Source organism: Desulfovibrio sp. JC010 (assembly GCF_010470675.1).
GTDB lineage: Bacteria > Desulfobacterota > Desulfovibrionia > Desulfovibrionales > Desulfovibrionaceae > Maridesulfovibrio.
In genome coordinates, this window is sequence record NZ_VOIQ01000008.1 from 47,067 (window position 1) to 61,319 (window position 14,253).

Annotated in this window: 14 protein-coding genes; 7 read left to right on the forward strand and 7 right to left on the reverse strand. The window is 51.5% G+C overall.

All coding sequences use genetic code 11. The features are described from left to right. Positions 1-375: 375 nt before the first annotated feature. Positions 376-1,221: a sulfide/dihydroorotate dehydrogenase-like FAD/NAD-binding protein gene (locus FMR86_RS10395; RefSeq protein WP_163351137.1), complete on the forward strand. Its 846-nt coding sequence runs from the start codon at positions 376-378 to the stop codon at positions 1,219-1,221. After that, positions 1,211-2,626 carry an NADPH-dependent glutamate synthase gene (gene gltA, locus FMR86_RS10400; protein WP_163351138.1) on the forward strand — a complete coding sequence of 472 codons (1,416 nt, stop codon included), beginning with the start codon at positions 1,211-1,213 and terminating at the stop codon, positions 2,624-2,626. The genes FMR86_RS10395 and gltA overlap by 11 nt, the downstream gene beginning before the upstream one ends. A gap of 115 nt (positions 2,627-2,741) precedes the next feature. Here gltA and FMR86_RS10405 read toward each other — a convergent pair whose 3' ends face one another. The 4 genes from FMR86_RS10405 to FMR86_RS10420 all read right to left on the reverse strand — a co-directional run bounded on the left by FMR86_RS10405 (position 2,742) and on the right by FMR86_RS10420 (position 6,972). Continuing rightward, the gene (locus FMR86_RS10405; RefSeq protein WP_163351140.1) at positions 2,742-4,037 is read right to left on the reverse strand and encodes a serine dehydratase subunit alpha family protein; all 1,296 of its coding nucleotides are present in this window, start codon (positions 4,035-4,037) and stop codon (positions 2,742-2,744) included. A 274-nt stretch (positions 4,038-4,311) separates the two neighbouring features. Next, complete coding sequence (locus FMR86_RS10410) at positions 4,312-5,508, reverse strand: dicarboxylate/amino acid:cation symporter (protein WP_163351142.1); 1,197 nt, start codon at positions 5,506-5,508, stop codon at positions 4,312-4,314. Positions 5,509-5,588: 80 nt separating this feature from the next. Continuing rightward, entirely contained in the window at positions 5,589-5,963 is a 375-nt protein-coding gene (locus FMR86_RS10415; RefSeq protein WP_163351144.1) for a RidA family protein, read from the reverse strand. 310 nt (positions 5,964-6,273) lie between these two features. Further along, positions 6,274-6,972, reverse strand: a complete 699-nt coding sequence (locus tag FMR86_RS10420) for a transcriptional regulator (protein WP_239057212.1) — start codon at positions 6,970-6,972, stop codon at positions 6,274-6,276. A gap of 197 nt (positions 6,973-7,169) precedes the next feature. Between FMR86_RS10420 and FMR86_RS10425 the strand changes: the two genes are divergently transcribed. Continuing rightward, positions 7,170-8,171 carry a sensor domain-containing diguanylate cyclase gene (locus FMR86_RS10425; RefSeq protein WP_163351147.1) on the forward strand — a complete coding sequence of 334 codons (1,002 nt, stop codon included), beginning with the start codon at positions 7,170-7,172 and terminating at the stop codon, positions 8,169-8,171. 1 nt (position 8,172) lies between these two features. On the opposite strand, the gene FMR86_RS10430 is transcribed toward FMR86_RS10425, so the two are convergent. From FMR86_RS10430 to FMR86_RS10440, 3 genes are all read right to left on the reverse strand, one after another. Continuing rightward, positions 8,173-8,913 carry a WecB/TagA/CpsF family glycosyltransferase gene (locus tag FMR86_RS10430; protein WP_163351149.1) on the reverse strand — a complete coding sequence of 247 codons (741 nt, stop codon included), beginning with the start codon at positions 8,911-8,913 and terminating at the stop codon, positions 8,173-8,175. A 206-nt stretch (positions 8,914-9,119) separates the two neighbouring features. Next, complete coding sequence (locus tag FMR86_RS10435) at positions 9,120-9,944, reverse strand: TatD family hydrolase (RefSeq protein WP_163351151.1); 825 nt, start codon at positions 9,942-9,944, stop codon at positions 9,120-9,122. Between the two features lie 167 nt (positions 9,945-10,111). Then, positions 10,112-11,095 carry a glycosyltransferase family 4 protein gene (locus tag FMR86_RS10440; RefSeq protein ID WP_163351153.1) on the reverse strand — a complete coding sequence of 328 codons (984 nt, stop codon included), beginning with the start codon at positions 11,093-11,095 and terminating at the stop codon, positions 10,112-10,114. Between the two features lie 202 nt (positions 11,096-11,297). Between FMR86_RS10440 and FMR86_RS10445 the strand changes: the two genes are divergently transcribed. From FMR86_RS10445 to FMR86_RS10460, 4 genes are all read left to right on the forward strand, one after another. Next, a complete protein-coding gene (locus tag FMR86_RS10445; protein WP_373682470.1) occupies positions 11,298-12,698 on the forward strand; it encodes a sigma-54 interaction domain-containing protein in 1,401 nt (466 codons plus the stop codon). Between the two features lie 3 nt (positions 12,699-12,701). Beyond that, positions 12,702-13,037 (forward strand): dinitrogenase iron-molybdenum cofactor biosynthesis protein, encoded by a 336-nt coding sequence (locus FMR86_RS10450; RefSeq protein WP_163351154.1) that lies wholly within the window; start codon positions 12,702-12,704, stop codon positions 13,035-13,037. 259 nt (positions 13,038-13,296) lie between these two features. Then, positions 13,297-13,659 (forward strand): response regulator, encoded by a 363-nt coding sequence (locus FMR86_RS10455; RefSeq protein ID WP_163351156.1) that lies wholly within the window; start codon positions 13,297-13,299, stop codon positions 13,657-13,659. Positions 13,660-13,700: 41 nt separating this feature from the next. Continuing rightward, a complete protein-coding gene (locus FMR86_RS10460) occupies positions 13,701-14,246 on the forward strand; it encodes a CBS domain-containing protein (RefSeq protein ID WP_163351158.1) in 546 nt (181 codons plus the stop codon). The last annotated feature ends 7 nt before the right edge of the window (positions 14,247-14,253 follow it).

The following is a 14,253-nucleotide window of genomic DNA, read 5'->3' on the forward strand; positions in this document are numbered from 1 at the left end:
AAAAAAGGCCGACTGCCATCACTGGCAATCCGCCGTATCTGCGAGACTTTCGCAATCATCCTTGAAGGATACGCGGTATTTCCGGCTTCCGTCCGTGGAAGCTGATGAAAATAAACTTCTGCTAAGTTGTATTAATATATAATACGTAGCGGAAGAATTGGCAAGAGGGGCGAGCAATAGAATCACACTGAACATAAGGCTTTACCCGGCAGACACGGAAAAAATTTAAAAGACTGAAATAAAGCATAGCGAGGGAAGCGTAAATTTCAGTTTTTAACAGAAAGGGAAAAGCCAAAGCCTTATAATCAGTCTGAAACTTGCAATCTATTAGGGAAAAACTTAACTTCCCCTGAAACTTAAGCAGTGTAGGAGATTATGAGCAACAAAATTCTGATTAAAAAAGCACTTATCCCCGGCCAGACATCCATGCTGGTCATTGACTGTCCTCAAATTGCCAAGAAGGCTAAACCGGGAAATTTCGTAATTCTACGCATCCATGAAAAAGGGGAACGCATCCCCCTGACCATTGCTGACACAGACAAAGAAGCAGGCACCATCACCATCGTCTACCTCGTTGTAGGTAAAAGCTCCGCCCTGCTTGAAACACTGAATGAAGGGGACACCATCCTTGATGTCTGCGGTCCTCTGGGTAAACCGACCCACATTGAAAAGTCAGGAACCGTCATCTGTGTGGGCGGCGGTACCGGAATCGCGGCCATGCACCACATTGCCAAAGGCCACCACCTTGCCGGAAACCACGTAGTCGCCATTGTCGGCGCACGCAGCGAAAACATGCTCCTTTTCTGTACCGAACTGGGCTACTTCTGCCCCGAACTGCTCATCGCCACCGATGACGGCAGTACCGGACACAAGGGATTTGTCACCGACCTCCTGCGCGAACGCCTTGAACAGGACAAGGACGTCGCAGAAGTCGTCGCCATCGGCCCGGTTCCCATGATGGAAGCGGTAGCCAAGGTCACCGAACCCTTCGGCGTTAAAACCACAGTCAGCCTGAACTCCATCATGGTTGACGGCGTGGGCATGTGCGGAGCCTGCCGTTGCAGCGTCGGCGGCGAAACAAAATTCGCCTGTGTGGACGGCCCTGAATTTGACGGCCACGAAGTCGATTTCAATGAGCTGAGAATGCGGTTGACCCAGTACAAGGAACAGGAAGACCTTTCAATGCAAATGTTCAGGAGTTGTAACTGCCATGGTGAATAAACAGAATTTTACCCCGACCCGTACCCCCATGCCGGAACAGCCGGCTGACGTCCGCAACAAAAACTTCAGCGAAGTAGCCCTCGGCTACTCCAAAGAAGATGCCATGGCCGAAGCAGCCCGCTGCCTGCAGTGTAAAAAGCCGCTCTGCCAGAAAGGCTGCCCTGTTGAAATCGACATCAAGGGTTTCATCAAGCATCTGGCTGACGGCGATATTCCTTCCGCCTACCGGGTTATCAAGGAAACCAACGCCCTGCCCGCAGTCTGCGGCCGGGTCTGTCCGCAGGAATCCCAGTGTGAGGGAGCCTGTATTCTCGGCAAGAAGTACGAGCCGGTAGCCATCGGCCGTCTCGAAAGATTCGTTGCAGACACCTTCGACAGCGACTCCGCCTGTGAAATGATCACCGGGCACACAGCATGTTCCCTGCCCAATGACCAGTTCAAGGTCGCCTGCATCGGCTCCGGGCCTTCCAGCCTGACCGTGGCCGGATACCTTGCCGCGCGCGGTGTACCCGTAACCGTTTACGAAGCCCTGCACGAAGTGGGCGGCGTACTGGTCTACGGCATCCCGGAATTTCGTCTGCCCAAGAACATTGTTGCCCGTGAAGTGGGCGCGCTCTGGTCCAAGGGTGTGACCTTCCAGCCCAACTACGTGGGCGGCAAGACCGTCACTGTGGAAGACCTTTTTGAGGACGGCTACAATGCGGTCTTCATCGGCGTCGGCGCAGGTCTGCCCTGGTTCCTGAATATTCCCGGCGAAAACCTTGTGGGCGTTTATTCCGCCAACGAATACCTGACCCGCATCAACCTCGGCCGGGCCTACGATTTCCCCAACCACGACACCCCCGCACCCAAGGCCAAAAACGTGGCTGTAATCGGCGGTGGTAACGTGGCCATGGATGCTGCCCGTACCGCCCTGCGTCTGGGGGCCGAGAACGTCTACATCACCTATCGCCGTACTCAGGAAGAAATGCCCGCCCGCCTCGAAGAGCTGCACCATGCCATCGAGGAAGGCGTACAGCTTGAGCTGCTGACCTCACCCATCGCCATCAACGGCGACGAGAACTCGCATGTTAAATCCATGACCCTGCAGGTGATGGAACTGGGCGAGCCTGATGATTCCGGTCGCCGCCGTCCCGTTGCTGTGGAAGGCAAGACCAGAGAGCTGGAAGTGGATATGGTTGTCCTCGCAGTAGGAACCGGAGCCAACCCCATCCTGCTGGAAGCCACCCCCGGCCTTGATCTCAACAAGTGGGGCTACATCGTTACCGACGGCGAAACCGGCGAGACCTCCATTCCCAATGTCTACGCAGGCGGAGACATCGCAGGCGGGTCCGCAACAGTAATCTCAGCCATGGGCGCAGGTCGCCGCGCGGCTAAGACTATCGCGGAGAAATTGGGAGTATAGTTGGCTTCGCCGCTGCGCGAGCTTAATTATCCTAAAACTACAAAAGCCCCCCTGATGCTGGTCAGGGGGGCTTTTTTCGTCAGGTGACGAATTCAAAGGGGTGAGACAAATATATTTATGCTGCCGGGGCAGTGGTGTGTTTTCCGGTCATGATATCAAGGATGACCTTATCGGTCTGGACCATGCCAACGGAACCGAGCTGGCCCACGTTGCGGATGCAGGCTTCAATATCATCATCAAGGATGCCGTCCTTGCCGGGAATGGAGATGCCTTTCATGGACAGCAGTGCGGAGTTGATTGCCGCTTCCACAGCCGAAGCAACCTTCAAGGCGCAGGAGGTCTTTGCGCCGTCGCAGATCATTCCGGTAATGTCGCCCAGAGAGTTCTTCATGGCTCCTTCCACTTCTTTCAAACCGCCGCCGAGCAGAAGCACAATGCCGCAGCCGGAAGCGGTTGCCGCAAGAGCGGCTCCGCACAGGGCGGAAAGCTTGCCGAGGTGGCTCTTCATATGCACAGCGGAAAGATGGCTCAGGATCAAAGCCCGGACCAGCTCTTCTTCACTGGAATTACGGCGTCTGGCAAAGGCCAGCACAGGCAGAGTAGCGGTCAAGCCCTGATTACCGCTGCCGGAGTTGCTCATGACCGGCATCTGGATACCTTCCATGCGGGCATCGGAAGCAGCGGCAGTCATCTTGATGGCGTAGGAAACAATATCATCTGAGCGGATGCCGTCTTCAATGTCCTTGGCAATAGATCTGCCTACTTTCAAACCCCAGTCGGCAGTAAGACCTTCAGCCGCAACTTTCTCATTAAGTTCTACTGCTTCAAGGATAAAACGCAGATCTTCCAGCGGGGCCTGAGTAGCGTATTCAAAAATTTCTTTCATGGTCATGGAACAGCCGGACTCTGTCTTGTCCTCGCTAAGAAGCGGTGCGGAGAATATCTCTTCACCGTTCTTTTCTACCAGCACAATGGCTGCATGGGCACGGGCAATCACGCAGCGCGCGGAATCATCACCGTTTTCAACAATGGCTTCTACGTAGAGAAGTTCTTCGGTCTCAGCCAGTTCCACGTGCAAACGACCATCAGCCATAAGCTTTTTACCGGCTGCCAGCTGCTCTGCATCAAGGTCGCGCAGCACTTCCAGTGCAAGTTCGGATTTACCGCCGGTAACACCAACGGCGGCAGCAATATCCAGCCCGGTCATGCCGGTACCGGGAACGCCTACGCCCATACCGTTTTTGAGCAGATTGCCGCTTATTTTGACCACTACTTTCTCGGGCTCTTTGCCGAGGGTTTCAGCTGCCTTGGCAGCAGCAAGGGCAATGGCGACAGGTTCTGTGCAACCCAGAGCGGGAACAACTTCACGTTTCAAAATTTCTGCGAATTCAGACCATTTATTATTTATCATGATGATATGCCTCCGGCGGCTCTCCGAGGGCCAAAGAAACTTTTTAAAAAAGTTTCTCTGGACTCTTCAAAAACTTTTATTAGGGCTTCGCCAAGTTGGGTGGTCGATTTTGCTAGGAATTAATTCGACCTTACGTGGGAAAACGGATTGATATTTTTGTTTAAATCTTCGCCTCCGGCGGCAAAGCCCTACTGAAAAGTTTTGGGATTCTTAAACCCTTTTCCCAAAAGGGTTTAAGGCTCCCGGCAGGGCCGCCGGAGGCGAAATCATTTCATTAAGAAGTGCGGGCTTTGTCGAGTTCACCGTTACGGTTGAAGATACCTTCCATCATGAGAGCGAGTGCACCGTCACCGGTAACGTTACATGCAGTACCGAAGCTGTCCTGCAGGGCGAATACTGCCAGCAGCAGTGCAACACCTGCGGGATCGAAGCCGAGTACACCTACTACGATACCAAGGGAAGCCATAACGGTTCCGCCGGGAACACCGGGTGCGCCGATGGCGAAGATACCAAAAAGCAGGATGAACATGGCCATGGTTCCTACGGAAGGCAGAGTGCCGTAGAGCATCATGGAGATGGTCATGGCAAAGAAAGTCTCAGTAAGAACGGAACCGCAGAGATGGATGGTTGCTCCGAGAGGCACCATGAATTCAACGGTATCCTTACCCAGAGCCTTGGATTTACCTGCGCATTCGAGGGAAACAGGCAGGGTTGCTGCACTGGACATGGTTCCAACCGCAGTGAGGTATGCGGGCGGATAATGCTTGAATACTTCGAGGGGGTTACGTTTGGAAATGATTCCTGCAAGGGTGTAGAGGAAAGTCAGCCAGATGAAATGACCGATGAGAACGATGACAATAACTTCAAGGAATACGGGAAGCTGTTTGGTCAGGCTGCCTTCGTAAGCAAGACCGGCAAAGGTGGTTGCGATAAAGAAAGGCAGGATGGGGATAATGATGCGGCTGACAACCTGCATCATGATGTTCTCGAATTCACCGAGCATATTTTCAAAGGTCTTGGCCTTAACCCAGATGGTGGCGATGCCGAGTACAACTGCGGTAACCAGAGCGGTCATGACGGACATGATCGGCGGAATGGAAAGCTGGAACACAACTTCGGGCAGTTCGCGCAAACCTTCAACCTGTGTGGCAATGGAAAGATGCGGAATGAGAGCATATCCGGCAACAGCGGCCATGGTGGCGGCACCTGCTGCGGAAAGGTAAGCGAGACTTACGCCCACACCCAGCATCTTGGATGCATTCTGGCCCAGACGAGTAATTGCGGGGGCGATGAATGCGAGGATTACGAGGGGTACAGTATAGAAAATAAACTGACCCATTACATATTTAGCAGTAACCACAACTTCCATTACCGCATGGTTGGCAAAGAGGCCGATTCCGACACCGGCGGCAATACCGATGAGCAGTTTGATAATCAGCCCGAACTCTTTGAACTTGGATTCATTTGACATTTTTTCCACTCCTTTCCTTTAACAGGACCATAGCCGGACCCCTGAAAAATCACCCGGCAGCACCACGGTCCGAATTTAATTTATTTTACCGCAATAGCCTCGATCTCAACCAGAGCGCCGAGGGGAACATTAGCCACTTCAAAGCAGCTGCGTGCGGGGTAAGGCTCAGAGAAGTAAGTAGCATATACTTCGTTGATAGCTGCGAAATCTTCGATGTTCTGGATCAGCACGGTGGTTTTGACCACGTTGTCCATAGTGGTGCCTGCTGCTTCAAGAACGTACTTGAGGTTATCAAGGGCCTGTTTGGCCTGTGCACCGGGACCTTCAGGCATTTTTCCGGTTTCTTTATTGATGGGCAGCTGGCCGGAAGTGAAAACCATATTTCCGGATTCAATTGCGTGAGAGTAGCAGCCTACTGCTGCGGGGGCTTTCTCACTTACAACTACTTTTTTCATTGTTCTCTCCTGTATGGATATTTTTTCTTTGAGTTCAGAAACAACCTTCACGTTGTGTTGAAATCCGGTATAGCGATAAGATTTTTACGCGTCAATAAAAAATTATTCAAACGAGAAAAATTTATTAAAGTCAAATTAAAAATTTATTACAAATCCATTTAGAATTTATTTTAATAAATATGACCAATTTAAATTTCGAAAAAATGATTATTCACTCACATTTTTATCGATAAACAAAAAACCGGACCAAACCCCAAAAGGGTTCGATCCGGTTTTTCCGGTTGTGTCAAGTACTGCCGTGCGGCAAAAATTATTTATCGTTGATCTTCTGCAAATACCGGTAGACGGTTGCTTCCGAGACTACCAGATGTTTGGCGACATCTTTGATAGCCCCCTTGAGCATAAAAACACCGCGTTCGTTCAGAGTGGAGACCACATCCATTTTTTCTTCGGAAGTCATGCGCTCCGGCAGGATGTTAGTGTCTGCGATCACACGTACAATCAGGGATTCAGTCAGGTCTTCCATGGATTTGGGAAAGGTTTCGCTGTGCTCCTCTTCTTCAGGAACATTGCCGAACTCTTCTTTCTTAACTGAGCGGTCAAACCCGGCACTGTGGATGACTTTATTGATCAGTTCCCGGGCGGCCAGCATGTCCGAAGTATCCATGTTCAGACAAAGCATACCCAGCAGTTCGCCCTCAGAATCCTTGATGAAATATGTTGCTGAATGAAGGATGTGTCCGTTGCGCCCCTCGGTGGTGTAGCCCATCATCCAGTCCTTTTCGCGGTAGACCTCATCCACCAGAAACTTCAGGGCCAGATCGGTCAGCGGAGCGCCCACACCGCGCCCGGAAATATGCTCATTGGCAATGGCCAGCACGGACTTTTCCTTGCTGGTGGTATCGTGCAGGACCACTTCGCAATTATCCCCCAGAAATGTTCCCAGAAACTCCACAAAAGGGACATAATGATCGATCTTACATGATATAATTTTGGATTTGGCAGGCAAAGGACTCTCCCTCATAATAATTTTTTATCAGCTCCAGAATTTTTTGTACTCATGATAAAAATTTTGTCAATCATCCAATTCAACTTTAAAAACGATCCCGGATTTACAGGAAAATCTAATACTGTATTTTTGCTTAAAGCCGGGGTATGTACCTAATCACCCACCAACTAAAACCTCAAAGACACGACAGACAGACCATGACCATTGATAAATTCGACTTTGACGCAACCCTGCTGACCGTAAATTTCGCCACCCGTTTGCTGGCCATGGAAGTGGACCCCGACATTCTTACTGACCGGGTTCTGGAAGCTTTCTGCGATCTCGGCAACTGTCAGGATGCGACCCTGATGATGTATGACGAGTACCGCCAGCTCAAAGGCGTTGCTGCCTCCCTCAATCAGCGCAGATTCATCATCGATGAGCAGATTCCGCTGAACAAGGCCATGGAAGAGGCCGCACAATCCCTGAAGCCGGTAGTTCGCCCGGTCTGCGATGATTCAATCTATCCCCTGCCTTCGGAATGCTGCGATTCGGAAAAGACCTGCCTGTGTATCCCGCTGGTTGGTTCGCGGGACCGCATCCGGGGATTTGTAACCCTCTACCGCCCTAAAGATCAGCAGTGGGATATTTCAGAACTTTTCCAGCTGGGCATCATATCTACAGTTGCCGCAATTTCCATTGAAAACTCGCGCCTCTTCCGCCAGACCATCGAAGACAGCCTGACCGGACTGTACATGCGCCGCTACCTGTTCATCCGGCTGCGCGAGGAAGTTCAGCGTTTCAAACGCCGCGGCGGTCCGCTCTCAGCAATCATGCTTGATATCGATCACTTCAAATCCGTAAATGACACCTACGGCCATGCCACCGGAGACGTGGTCCTGCGTACAGTTGGACACATCCTGCACGACAGCAGCCGTCAGGGGGTAGACCTGCCCTGCCGTTACGGCGGCGAGGAATTTGTCATCCTCATGCCCGGTTCAGAAAAAAAAGAAGCGGAAATAGTAGCGGAAAGAATCAGGGCTGCCTGCGAGGCAAAAGAAATTCACGCCCCGGAAGGCAAGGTCAAAGTAACCATCAGCTGCGGAATCTCATCAATTGAAGAATGTCAGGAACCTTCCGCAGAAGAACTGCTGAAAATCGCGGACCAGCGGCTGTACTGCGCCAAGGAGACAGGCCGTAACAGAGTGGTGAGCAGGTAGGTTACCTAAAAAACTTTTCCCGCAACAGCTTCAGCGCAAAAACCGTATTGGTCACCAGATAACGTTTCCACATGCGCCGAGGCTCCTGCACCAGACGATAAAACCATTCCAACCCGTATTTCTGCATGAACTCAGGCGCACGCTTGGTCTTTCCGGCCAGAATATCGAAGGTTCCGCCCACGCCCATCACAAAACCCACACCGAGCTGTTCTTTCCAGCGGTTGATAAAATTCTCTTTTTTAGGGGAAGTTATGGCCACAAAAAGCATTTTCGCCCCGGACCCGGCAATGTCCCGCACAACAGACTCTTCATCGTCCCAGAAATAGCCGTGGTGATATCCGGCGATTTTCAGCCGGGGATATTTCTGCTCAATCGCAACAACAGCTTTGTCCAGCACTTCCGCTTTTGCGCCCAGCAGATAAACAGGATCGCCTCCCTCCGCCGCCCTTTCAAGCAGCGCGTGAAACAGATCAATCCCGGCAACCCGTTCCTGCACATCATGGCCCGCAAACTGTGCGCCCCAAAGCACACCCATGCCGTCGATGTTAACGATATCGCAGCTCTGCACCGAAGCACAAAGCTGTGCGTCCCGGCCCATATTGACCAGCTTGGCAACATTGACCACCACATGCTGGGTGAACAGGCCGTACTTCAAACGGCTGAAAATCTCGTCAACCGTCTCAGCCATGGTCCACGCATGCATGCGCGCATTCATGAAATTTATGATTTTATGATTGATCATTTTAGATGCCTCCGGCGGCCCTCCGGGGGCCAAAGAAACTTTTTGAAAAAAGTTTCTCTGGACTCTTCAAAAACTTTTAATAAGCTTCGCGAGTAGCGTACTAAGACGACTTCCATTTGAACAAACAGCGAAACCCTAATAAAACGTTTTGGGATTCTTAAACCCTTTTGGAAAAGGGTTTAAGCCCCCGGAGGGTCGCCGAAGGCTTAAAGACTGAAAAAACGGTGAGCGTTCTCTGAACAAATCCGCCACAGCTCATTCACTTCCATTTCTTTCAGCTCCGCCACTTTTGCGGCAGTAAATACCACGAACGCGGGTTCGTTGCGCTTGCCGCGCCACGGCTCCGGGGTCAGGAACGGGCAGTCCGTTTCCAGCACCAGCCGATCCAGCGGAATGGACTTCACTGCTTGCTGCGCAATTTCGTTCTTCTTATATGTAACAGGTCCGGGCACAGAAATATACCAACCGTGATTGATAATGCGTTGCGCGGTCTCAGCATCCCCGCCGAAACAGTGCCAAAGCAGCGGTTTACCGGACCAGCCGAAATCCTCCAGCACTTCAATGGTCCGCTCATGGGAATCGCGGCTGTGGATGACCACCGGAAGGTCCAGTTCATCGGCCAGCTGAAGCTGCTTGCGGAAAACATCTTCCTGCACATCATACGGCACGCGGTCCCAATAGAAATCAAGACCGATCTCACCCACTGCTTTCAGCCGCGGGTCAGCCTTAAAAGCTTCGCGCATGGCAGCGATGTCTTCTTCCACAAACTTACCGGAATCATTGGGATGCACGCCGAGCAGAAAGAACACTTCCGGGTAATCCGCGAAGAGTTCTTTATTTTCATTGTACGCCCGCGGTCCCAGAAAGACGTTACCGATACGGCCCACGCCGCTTTCTTTGGCCCGGGCCATTACTTCCGGCAGATCGTCACGGAAATCATCCAGATCCAGATGGGCATGGGTCTCCACGCCCGGAATATCAATGCCCACGCTCTGGGGCAATGCTCTGTTTTTCTTTTTTTTCTTAGCCATAAGAGTATATTGATGCGCTTCGCGCTATTTGATGAAAGGATTTCGCCTCCGGCGGCCAGAGAAACTTTTGCAAAAGTTTCTCTGGACTCTTCAAAACCTTTTATTAGGGAATTTGAACTTGCACGGTAAGCTGTGCCTCAGGGGCGTCAATTTTAAATAAAAATTTCTTAAAAATTATTCCAAATACTCAAAACCGTCCTTTCCTGCTCTTTCATTGTATAGGAACGGATGGTCTGTTGCCCGGCTTCCAGCGCGCTGTCAAGGACGGGACCGCCATCGCGCCAGAGGATGATGGCTTTTTCGAGATTGAAGGCTGCGTCGAGCACGTCGGCGTCTGCGGACCAGAAACCGTTGCCGGACCACGGGACTTCGCGCAGCGGCCACCACGGCTTGAAAGTCGCACCTTCAATCTGGCGCATATAATCCCAGCCGCCAAAGCCGGAAAAGCCGACCGGGATGCAGCCGGAAGCAAGGGATTCCAGCGGCGGCAGCGGGCAGCCTTCCGGGAACCCGGAAACAAGAAAAATATGGCAGGAACGCAAGGTCTCGGCCACGCCCTGCGCATCCATCCCGGCAATCTCCACCCAGCGGACCTCGGCCCCCTGATTGCGCGATTCAAAAATAGATTTAATCTGGCTTACAAGGGCCTTGTTCTTACGCGGCATGTAAGCGATGCGAATCTTACCGGACGGTTTCTTGTCCGGGGCATGAAATAACCCCGTATCAATGCCCGGTCTCAGGATCGGCGAGACCTTGCCTACGGTCTGTTGCATGAACCACTCCACCGGATGGGAAACCGCCAGAAAGGAAACAGGCAGACTGGCCCACGAAACCCCTTCCGGCAGGGACGAAAACAAATAAGCCCAGTTCTGGCAGTAAACCACACAGCGCGCTCCCGCGTTCAAACCCGGCGCAAGGCTGTTTACCCAGCCTTCGGGAACCAGCCATAGATCATCCGGTGTAAGCTGCACATCATCCCAATGAATAGGTTCAGGGTAACCCTCGGCCAACTGCGGCATCCAGCTCCCCTTCTCACGCATGACAAGCTGCACATCATGTCCATGCCGGGCGAGAATAGAAGCTATCTGGCAAAAAACAGTAATCCCCCCGGTAGCTTTGCGAACCGGAGGTATAAATATATATGTTTTCATAATTTGTTCCCTTGGGCGAAACATACAATTGTTTAAACAGATTGAAAAGCATTCCCCCAAACGAAGCGGCGAAGCCCCGATAAAAGGTTTTGGGAGAGTCCAGAGAACCCTTTTGCAAAAGGGTTCTCTGGCCGCCGGAGGCAAAATCTTTCCATAAAAAAGCGCGATAGCGCATCATACCTATCCATGTTACTGAAACAATGTGACACATGAATCCCCATATATAATCAACGGCCTGATGGACCAGCAGTTCTTGTTGCCGGACCTTTTGAACGAGGTCCCTATCGGCATTGCGGTTCTGGACATTGAAGGCCGCATCAAGCTTGCAAACCGCGCATGGCAGACCATCACCGGTGCCGACCCTGAATCCATGCAAGGCCTTAAATGCTATCTGGGGTTGCGTTGCGACTACTGCTTCAAGGGCTGCCCGGTCATGGCCGATAAGGCTGATTTTCAAACTGTCTCCGTTGATGCGGATATTATTGACCGCACCCGCACCAAAGTTCCCATCCGGCTGAATATCTCGCCCATTGTTAATAATAAAAATGTGATTTCGGGATATGTGGAGACCATTCAGGACATCCGGCAGGTTGCGGAACTGAGCAGCTCGGCCAGCAAGGCTTACTCGCTGGGCGGACTCATCGGCACCAGCCCGGAGATGGTTAAAATTTTCAGCATGGTTCCATCCATTGCGGCCACAGATTCATCGGTCCTGATCACCGGGGAAACCGGGACCGGTAAAGATGTTCTGGCCGAGGCCATCCACAATGCCTCGGACCGGGCAGGCGCACCTTTCATCAAGGTCAACTGCGGTGCCCTGCCGGAGACTTTGCTGGAATCGGAACTTTTCGGTCATGTAAAAGGCGCATTTACCGGGGCCAATGAAGACCGGCCCGGACGCATCAAACTGGCCCACAACGGCTCTTTCTTTTTGACCGAGATCGGGGACTTACCCCTGCCCTTGCAGGTCAAACTGCTTTCATTTCTGGATGACAAAGTAATCCATCCACTGGGCAGCTCGCGGGGCTTCAATGCTGATGTGCGGGTTATTGTTGCCACCCACCGGGACTTGAAACGCATGGTGCAGGAAAAGACCTTCCGCGCCGACCTGCTCTTCAGGCTGAATGTTGTGCATCTGCACCTGCCGCCGCTAAGGGAACGCGGAGATGACATTCTGCTGCTCAAAAATCATTTCCTGATGGAATATTGCAACAAATTTAACAAGAAAATAAAAGGCTTCACAAAAAAATCAGCCAAAATTCTATCCGCATACCGCTACCCCGGCAACGTGCGTGAACTGAGCAATATTGTGGAATACGCGGTCAACTTCTGCGACCGGGACATCATCGGCTCCAGCCACCTGCCCGCCTACCTTACCGAGCAGGACATCCTGCGCCCGGTAACGGAAACAACTCATGCCGCACAGGAACGGGGAGTTCCTGTTGAATATTCCTCAGCCCAGAGCTGGGATGATGCGGAGAAACAGATGATCATGGATACGCTGGTCAAATGCGGAGGCCGTAAAGGTGAAGCAGCCAATATGCTCGGCTGGTCCCGCTCCACCTTCTGGCGCAAGATGAAAAAACACTCCATCAGCGGATAACACATGTCACATAAAATCATGATCCCCCTTCACAACGATGAGGTTGCCCCCCGCTTCGACCTTGCTACCGACGTACTGCTGGCAAAATTCCGCTCCGACGGCGAAACCAGTGAACGTATCATCGTCCTGCCGCAGGCTTCCGCCGATGACCTCTGCGCCCTGGCCACCTCGGACAACACCGATGCCGTGGTCTGCGGCGGCATTGATGACGAGCATTACCAGTACCTCAAATGGAAAGGCATCGAGGTCCTCGACGATGTCATCGGTCCGGTTAAAAAAGTCATGCAGGCATATAAGGACAACAAGCTCGCCCGTGGTGACAATTTTTACATGGTTTAGCCCTCTTTTCTAACCCCCCGAAAATCAACTATCATTTGTAACCACTCTCTGTTTTTGTTTCTTTTTGTTTCATAATGTTTCTTGAGAAAGTTTTCACAATGATTCACTTTGTTTCAACAAAAAGAAACAAAAAACTTCCCTGCAAGGATAAAAGTCTGGTATAAATGGAATTATTTTATCTGGCACACCGAGTGCTTTTAGAGAACGGGTGCTGCAGAGGCCGAATTCCCGGCCAGTAGCCAAGACAACGTTTTAAAACATGAAAATAATGATTGTTGAAAAGGACTCGGAATTCCGTGAACACCTCGTACTGCGACTAAGGGGTGAAGGCCTGACTGTCGCAGAATCCGGAAACCTTGATGAAGCTGAAGAGTTCATACGCGAGAATGAACTTCACGGCATTGTCCTCGGTCTTTCCGGATTCGGACGCAGTTCCTTGAAATTCATGGAGGATATTTCACCAGTCGTTCCTGATTTGAAAGTTGTTTTAATAAACCGGCACAATAAGATTCCGCTTTCCATAGAAGCTATGAATCTGGGGGCATGTGCTGAAATTTCAGTTCCGGTGGATATTGCCGCTCTGGTAAAGACATTGCGCAGGTTCTGCGCCCAGGCAAACTGAGCGGAAAAATCCCATACGGACAACCTACACAGGGGGAAAACGTGAACAGTATTAAAGTTAAAGAACTTATGATCCCGGTTGAAGAATACAACCGGGTCACAAAGGAAACCACACTTGTTGAATCCATGCAGTGTCTCATCCAGCAGGGAGAAGACAAAAACCTTCCTCATCCCCACCGAGATCTGCTGGTGGAAGACGAGAACGGCAAGGTTATCGGCAAGGTAACCATGCTCGACATCTTTAAACACATGGAACCTTCCTACTTTAAAATGGACGACCAGCGTCATCCTAACGCACTGAATATGGATTTCGTCCAGAAAGTATACCGCGATTTCAATCTCTGGTCCGAACCGCTCAGCGAACTCTGCCGCAAAAGTGCCGGAGCCACTGCGGGTGAAATCATGCACGTACCTGCAAACACCGAACTGCTGGACGAAAACGACAGCGTCGATAAGGCCCTGCATGCTTTCATGCTCGGGGTACACCAGCCCCTGTTGGTCCAGAAGGATGGACTGGTCACCGGGGTACTGCGTCTCGGTGATGTTTTTGAAAAAGTAAGATCCGCAATCCTCGCTTGCGAGATATAAACAGCCT

Coding starts and splice junctions, on each gene's coding strand:
- FMR86_RS10395 (WP_163351137.1), top strand. CDS start 376: ATGAGCAACAAAATTCTGATTAAAAAAGCACTTATCCCCGGCCAGACA.
- FMR86_RS10455 (WP_163351156.1), top strand. CDS start 13,297: ATGAAAATAATGATTGTTGAAAAGGACTCGGAATTCCGTGAACACCTC.
- FMR86_RS10405 (WP_163351140.1), bottom strand. CDS start 4,037: ATGATAAATAATAAATGGTCTGAATTCGCAGAAATTTTGAAACGTGAA.
- FMR86_RS10450 (WP_163351154.1), top strand. CDS start 12,702: ATGTCACATAAAATCATGATCCCCCTTCACAACGATGAGGTTGCCCCC.
- FMR86_RS10415 (WP_163351144.1), bottom strand. CDS start 5,963: ATGAAAAAAGTAGTTGTAAGTGAGAAAGCCCCCGCAGCAGTAGGCTGC.
- FMR86_RS10435 (WP_163351151.1), bottom strand. CDS start 9,944: ATGGCTAAGAAAAAAAAGAAAAACAGAGCATTGCCCCAGAGCGTGGGC.
- FMR86_RS10440 (WP_163351153.1), bottom strand. CDS start 11,095: ATGAAAACATATATATTTATACCTCCGGTTCGCAAAGCTACCGGGGGG.
- FMR86_RS10430 (WP_163351149.1), bottom strand. CDS start 8,913: ATGATCAATCATAAAATCATAAATTTCATGAATGCGCGCATGCATGCG.
- FMR86_RS10410 (WP_163351142.1), bottom strand. CDS start 5,508: ATGTCAAATGAATCCAAGTTCAAAGAGTTCGGGCTGATTATCAAACTG.
- gltA (WP_163351138.1), top strand. CDS start 1,211: ATGGTGAATAAACAGAATTTTACCCCGACCCGTACCCCCATGCCGGAA.
- FMR86_RS10425 (WP_163351147.1), top strand. CDS start 7,170: ATGACCATTGATAAATTCGACTTTGACGCAACCCTGCTGACCGTAAAT.